The sequence below is a fragment of the Hydrogenovibrio sp. SC-1 genome (genome assembly GCF_002848135.1).
Lineage (GTDB): Bacteria > Pseudomonadota > Gammaproteobacteria > Thiomicrospirales > Thiomicrospiraceae > Hydrogenovibrio.
Window position 1 is genome coordinate 1 of the sequence record NZ_PKGB01000035.1, and the last position, 6,469, is coordinate 6,469.

General features: G+C 41.4%; 7 protein-coding genes. 3 read left to right on the forward strand and 4 right to left on the reverse strand.

Going from position 1 to position 6,469, the window contains the following annotated elements; translation table 11 throughout:
* On the forward strand, window positions 1–416 hold a 416-nt coding region (locus CYQ88_RS11560; RefSeq protein ID WP_158236049.1), incomplete at its 5' end, for a hypothetical protein.
* Between the two features lie 493 nt (window positions 417–909).
* Here CYQ88_RS11560 and CYQ88_RS11320 read toward each other — a convergent pair.
* From CYQ88_RS11320 to CYQ88_RS11335, 4 genes are read right to left on the reverse strand one after another with little or no spacing between them, the layout of a single operon-like run.
* Window positions 910–2,052, reverse strand: a complete 1,143-nt coding sequence (locus CYQ88_RS11320) for a TniQ family protein (RefSeq protein WP_101841444.1) — start codon at window positions 2,050–2,052, stop codon at window positions 910–912.
* A gap of 2 nt (window positions 2,053–2,054) precedes the next feature.
* Window positions 2,055–2,966, reverse strand: coding sequence for a TniB family NTP-binding protein (locus CYQ88_RS11325; RefSeq protein WP_101841445.1), 912 nt, complete (start codon window positions 2,964–2,966; stop codon window positions 2,055–2,057).
* On the reverse strand, window positions 2,963–4,900 hold the full coding sequence (locus CYQ88_RS11330) for a Mu transposase C-terminal domain-containing protein (protein WP_101841446.1): 1,938 nt from the start codon (window positions 4,898–4,900) through the stop codon (window positions 2,963–2,965). Before CYQ88_RS11330 ends, CYQ88_RS11325 begins: the two co-directional genes overlap by 4 nt.
* Window positions 4,897–5,592, reverse strand: a complete 696-nt coding sequence (locus CYQ88_RS11335) for a TnsA endonuclease N-terminal domain-containing protein (RefSeq protein ID WP_158236050.1) — start codon at window positions 5,590–5,592, stop codon at window positions 4,897–4,899. Before CYQ88_RS11335 ends, CYQ88_RS11330 begins: the two co-directional genes overlap by 4 nt.
* An 83-nt stretch (window positions 5,593–5,675) precedes the next feature.
* Here CYQ88_RS11335 and CYQ88_RS11340 point away from each other — a divergent pair, with 83 nt between their 5' ends.
* Both CYQ88_RS11340 and CYQ88_RS11345 read left to right on the forward strand, forming a co-directional pair.
* Entirely contained in the window at window positions 5,676–6,158 is a 483-nt protein-coding gene (locus tag CYQ88_RS11340; RefSeq protein ID WP_101841448.1) for an ATP-binding protein, read from the forward strand.
* Window positions 6,155–6,469, forward strand: a 315-nt coding sequence (locus CYQ88_RS11345) for a sulfite exporter TauE/SafE family protein (RefSeq protein ID WP_143483800.1), incomplete at its 3' end; no start/stop codon positions are given. The genes CYQ88_RS11340 and CYQ88_RS11345, both read left to right, overlap by 4 nt.

A 6,469-nucleotide genomic window follows, 5' to 3' on the forward strand; every position in this document is an offset into this window, starting at 1 on the left:
TTGAAAAGATTAATGGTGTAAGACTTGAGAATTCATGTAGGATTGATTATTATGGAGATCTTTCTAAAAACTTGTCGGATGGACTTTCTATAATTAATGAAATTAACGAGACGATGAGTAAAAGTGGCATTACCGAAGAAGAGCTAAAGCATCAAAGAAGATTGCTCAATGAAAACAGAACGTTAAGAGAAAATAACCAAGAATTAAAAAATCAAGTTCAGAGCGAGCTTGGGAAGGCTGAAAAAACTTTTAACCGTTGGGCTCTATTTTTTACAATTTTCATTGTCTTTGTTACGTCAGTTGGAATGACTTTTGATGGTTTCTTTACACAAAAGCTTCTTGATTCACGTATGGAATTAAATATTACTGATGCACCTGTCATCAAATATCAAGATTTAGATAAAATCAAACAATAACCTCTTACACACCTCCTTCAAACACTCTCGCCCCGTCCCAAGAGCGATGGCAGATGAAATTTAATGTTTAAATAACGGGTGCAAAACAGATTGATACATTCCGGATATCATATTAATGATAACTTATTCAATTGCTTATTGCGGTAGTGTACCATTGGTACCAACGGAGAACCCTTGTTACTTAATACACACTTACATTTCATAGAATCTATTTAAAATTATGTCTTATAGTATACTCTCGTTCATTACGAGATTTTTTACTCCCCGAATTTAAGTACTAAAATGTAACATCCGGCTTTAATTCCTTTTCTTTCAGCACATCCAACGAAGATTGATGGTCATAACCCTTTCTGGGCTAGTTGTTTTGTTTACCTATCCTACAGCTATTGTCCATCCTAAAAGGCTGTGCGAAGTAAACTCTCATCCCAGTGCCTGACAGATTCTGAGGGCAAGGGGGTCGTCTTTTTCCGAATACTTTTTGAAGAACCTTAGTTCATAAGCGTTGCGAATGCTCTTCAAAATAATACCTCACAAACCGCCGTACCTGCTCCGGCTTAATTTTCTTTTTTAATCGTTTATCGAAAAAATCCACAATGTTCGACTTTTCGTCATCGCAAGCAGAATATTTGTATTGCTTGATTTGAAAAAACAGCGCATCCGTCACCCAATACGGAAACTCCAAATAAGGCGTTTTGATCATGTGAGTGGACGTATTGGTAGCTTTACAGGCTTTCACAAAGCTTTCTGGCCAGTCCTGCAATAAGTGGTAAATCATGACCAGGCCACTTCTTCGTAAACCGATTTCCAACCTCTCCGGCTCCACATTGTGACCAATCAATTCACGATGATACATCTGTCGTAAATCAAGTTCATGGCGCAAGTGCATAAACAACCTTTCTCCCTTGGGGCGGCATACCAAAAATGACAACAAGCGCCGGATGCCCTCAAAATACAGATTGGAATAAGCAAACTTCAAATTTCCAACTTGCCCATAGCCAAGCGTGGACTGCAAGAAGTTGATGCGATTAATATCAGACTCATCTGTAGAAGCCAGCACATAGTCGGTTTCTCGCAAGTCAAACCCGCATTTTGAGCAATGTGCTATATCTTCAGGGTGATACAGTACATCTTCTACATTCTTCTGTAATCGCTTCAGCTCAATGGGGTTATGACACTTAGGGCAACGATCATGCAACTGCACAGAATGATAAGGGCAGGCCGTCATAAAGGCCAACCTCCAATGTTTCTGAAAGTAAGGTCTTTTCCCATCTTCGGCCAGACAACAAGGGCAGTATTGTAAGCTAAATTGTTTGTTTTTCAGCTTCTGTCCTAATGGCATGACCCACTTAACTTGAGAGGTCTTCTCTGTTTGATTATAAAAGTAATCGCAAGAACCATAAAAACTAAGCCTGTAAAGTACCGACTGATCTATGCCGATATTGGTCGCAATGCTTTTGGCAAACATTGGATTGATGAAAACATCTAGATCAGGTTTCCATGCTTCTACATTCTCCGTAATTAGTGTTGCCAGCTGAGACGGTTTCATTCCGAAATTTAGTGCATTGCGGGCAATCCATGAGGTCGTCAACTCATCTTTGAATGGAGGATAAAGCAAATAGCGTCTTTTTGGTTTCATGACTATCGAAGCCGTTTTAATAAGTCTTTTCGTTTGGATGCAGGTACTAGGTTTAATGCACCGAATACCGAATCATCAATACAGGGTAAATCATGCTTAATTGCGTAAGTGGCCAGTTGTCTGATAATTAATACGACTTCTCCGATAAGTCCCTCACTCAGGTAATATAATTGCTCAATAAAGAGCTTTTTATAAAGAAAAGATGGTTCTGGTAAAGGAAGCCTAGCCTCAATAGTCCTAATCAATTGAGCAAATGCCTTGCGGGTCTCTCTGGAATTAAATTCCCAGCGTGCAAGCGCCTCTATTTGAAAGCGATTTGCCATTTGAGGATCAACCTGTATTGCATGATATGCATCTTCGATACCTGCACCGATAATCGGAATTCTCAAAGCGTTAGATAAATCTTTAATACTATTGAGAAACCCTCTTTGAGCGTTATGAGAGCCAGCGATAATATGCTGTATTTCATCAATGATCAGTATTCGAGTTTCGCGAAACTCCATATTGCGGATAACTTTTTGACGTTTAACCTCTATACTGTCGTTTTTAGCATAAGGCACGATCATCTCTTCTAGTATCCGAATCAAAAAAGCATTTTCATCAGGCTTGGCTGGTGCTGAGATAAATACCACTGGTTGCCGATTGGTGTAATCCTCTTCATCCACTGTCAAAGGGTAGCGGTCTGCAAAGCGTTTCAAGATTTGTGTCTTACCGTTGTTACTGTCACCGACAATTAACAAGTTTGGCATTCGTTCTACTTTTGGATAGCTGATAAAATCCTCCATCCGTTCAAGAATCTGTTGAGCGCGGGGATACCCAATCCATTTATCACTATTAACATATTCAATACGCTCTTTTAGTGGAGCATTCAGAAGATCAAACGCCTTGTCTAACAAGTGGTCATACTGGCTCATTGGTCAATGTCCTCAAACGGTTGAATGTTATCAAAGTCTTCGTCATCAATACTCTCGACGGTGGGATTGAATACCGAACCTTTAAGGTCTTCGTTATTTTTTAGTCCGGCTTCAGAGGCTAAGGTGGGTAGTGACTCTTTTTGTCGAATAGCTTCTTTTTGCTTTTGAAGGCGAACGTGCTTAGTTTCTTTTTTAGCCTGCTCGGTAAGGCGTTGCATTCGAGCACGGGCTGCAAAAATGGCTTCTTCATCAGTTTTTTGTAACGGGTTAGCCTCTTTAGCCCGGCGCTTTAATTCTCTCAACTCCCAAAGTGAAATGGCTGGATGGCTGATGTCTCGGTAAGGTACCACTACATAAGACTCCATGTCTGGATCGAAAAAAAATACCGAACTTATATCCCGTGGATCGTAACGCACAATAAACTTCTGTGCCCCTTTACGGTTCTTATCAGGTTGTTTTATCCATTTACGCACAACATCATGAAAGTAATCAATTCCAAACAACTTAATACCATATTGTTGAACACTGCGTTCTTTATAAGGAAGAAAGTCGATTTTGAGTTTGATCGGGTTGTCGATTTTAGGCGGCAGGCCACAGCCAGGTGAGTTCTCGTCTCCAATTATTCCGCGCTTGTACTTTTCCAAAGGCGTCATGCCTATTTCAGAATGAACTGTCCGGTGATATACATTCACTACAAAGTCTGTAAACCATGTCTCAAATTCAAATAACGTCATGGCCGCCTGCTTTTCCGAACGGTATTCACCACGGCCTTGAACATTTGATTTTGTGGTGCCTGGGAGGGCATGAATGCCACCATCGTTAAATGTCTTGAACAATCGCTCGATATGACCGCCGTATCGCGGGGTTCCTGCTGGGCGTTTGGTCATGTTGACTTTGTAGATTTCACAAGCGCGTTTCAATGACTTACCATGAAATTCAAGGCCGTTGTCCGTGTGGATGGTTTCCATTACTCCGTAAACTGGCCATTCGCCTTCCACTTTGTGATCAAGAAGCCATTTTTTCTTATCCAGAATCGAATGCGTCAAGCAAGCTCCGGTTAATAGCGTGTTGGGCTTTTCCAACGAAATATAAAAACCAGTGACCATGCGACTGAAGACGTCGATGGCCAGTGTAATGGTCGGTCGCCCGATCTCTAGCCGGTTTTCATCATCCACCACAATCAAGTCAACCGGGGTATGGTCAATTTGCACAACCTGTAATGGTTTTTGCAGTTCAGGAAATTTCCCCATAATTGGTCGGTGTGCATCCTGTCCTTTCTTGCCTTTACGCTTGGCAGCTATCTCTGCGGCACTTAACAGGTCGATTCGGTGTCGAATCGTGTTGATATGTGGTTTTCCCAAAGGTTCAAGTCCAGACTCAGACCTGATTTTATTCAACCTGATCACATCCAGTTCAAGGTCGCGGTAAATGTCGGTAACCTTGAGCTGAATCTTGCTTAAAAACCGAGTGATGTGTTTTTGAACCAAGTCTTCGATTTCCGGTACCAACCGACCTGAATCTTCACGTTTTTTTCTGAGCAAAACGAGTGGATTACCTTTGGATTCTTTGTACTTATGAAGTTGGCGATAAATCGTTGGTTCAGAAACGCTCAATTCTATAGCGGCTTCTCTGATTTTGTTACGGCGGATACATTCATCGTTTTCTTGCATAATTTGGCTAAAGAGCAAAGCCTTTTTATTAATCTCTTGCCATTGTTCATTCGGGATGGATAAGAGATCTTTGGCAGGAATGATTTCTGTTGGATTTTCTGGATCATTCGGCTCGGATGACACTTCAGAAATGTGCAGTTTTTTGATGTTACCGGAAAATGAACTGCGAACAGCAACGTGTTCAAGGTCAATTACCTGTATGATCCTGTAACGGGAATTTCCATGAAATACTTCGGCTCCAACTTCAAATCGAATTTCTTTCATACTAGGTCTCCGCCCTTGTTGTCATTTTTATTACCAAGATCATCATTCGTCGTATCACATAGCACCCAAACCGATTGACTCATACTCAGTGGAGCATGAAGATCTGTCTCAATTATACGATTGGCAATGCCATACCATAGACTGTTCAAAAACTCGGCCTGTTCCATCTCATCGGTTGTACAAAGTGACAGTAATTCATTGATTGGCATAGCTAGGCCACGAGAGAGTATTTTGCGAATAGTGGCTAGTTGGTATTCTTCATAAGGTCGGTTTTTGTAGGGCAGTAGAAACGTTGCGCTCTTTAGAAGTTGTGTGCGGATTTCTTTGTCGGTGAAAATCTTGAACCGCGTATTGGGTTCGGGTTTCAATTCCTTTATTACGGCTTTAAATTTGGGTTTGAGTTTATGCCAGTCTTTTTTAAGGTCTTCTCGGTATTTGATTTCCACATAGTGCTTTTGTCCATTGATGTATTCAACCAAAATATCTGGAGTATAATGTCGTTTTTTGCCATCAAGAATATAGTCAAATCGACGTGGTTGAGTCTTGAATGCTTTAACCCGAAAATCAAATTCGCATAAGATGAGAGCATCACGTTCAAGACTCGATTCAAAATATGTGTAAGCGTCACTTTTATCGCTATGGACATATCCTGTAATGTTACGATAGTTCAGCGGAATTTTTCTAACTGGCATGGCAAACATTCTCATTTATTATTGTAGGGAAAACGGCACATTGTGAAATCCTATAGCTCAAATTATCATTTAATTTTGTAGAAATGACCTTTTTATATTCCATATTATCATTTAATTTTGTATTTGACAGCTGTCAGGATACGCCAGAGCAGATTATAAAATACCGACGCAAGATTTCAGGTCCATTACTAGACCGCATCGATTGTCACTTAGAAGTGCCTGCGGTTAATTTTGAAGCCTTAACGGGGCAGTCTCCTGAGCCTTTCGAAACCAGTGCGATAGTGAGAGAAAGAGTCACCGCCTGCCAACAGTCACAATTGGCACGCCAAGGGTGCTTAAATGCGCACTTAACGGTCAAACAATTGGAATCACAAGTGATATTAGATACCGCTGCACAAGATTTATTAAAACAGGCGGTTGATCGATTGGGGTTATCTGCAAGGGGATATCACCGATTGCTCCGTATGAGTCGTACTTTGGCCGATATGGCTCAACAGCCAGAGGTGACATCACAACATTTGGCCGAAGCCATTTCTTATCGGGCGATGGATATGGAGCGTCGATGATAGAGTCTATTTATGTCACAGCACTGATTGTCGGCTTACTAGGGGGCGTACACTGCTTAGGCATGTGTGGCGGTGTGGTTGGCAGCTTAACGTTTAATTTGAAGCCAGAAGTGCAATTGAGTTGGTGGAAAATGTTGCCCTATCAATTGGGCTATAACGGTGGACGCTTAACCAGTTATGTCCTGATCGGTAGCCTATTCGGCTGGTTAGGCCACTCATTGATTTCACTGACCACTTTTTTGCCTGTTCAGCTGACTTTGCAAGTGATTGCTGGGGGCTTTATGGTGGCGCTAGGGTTGTATTTGGCCGGT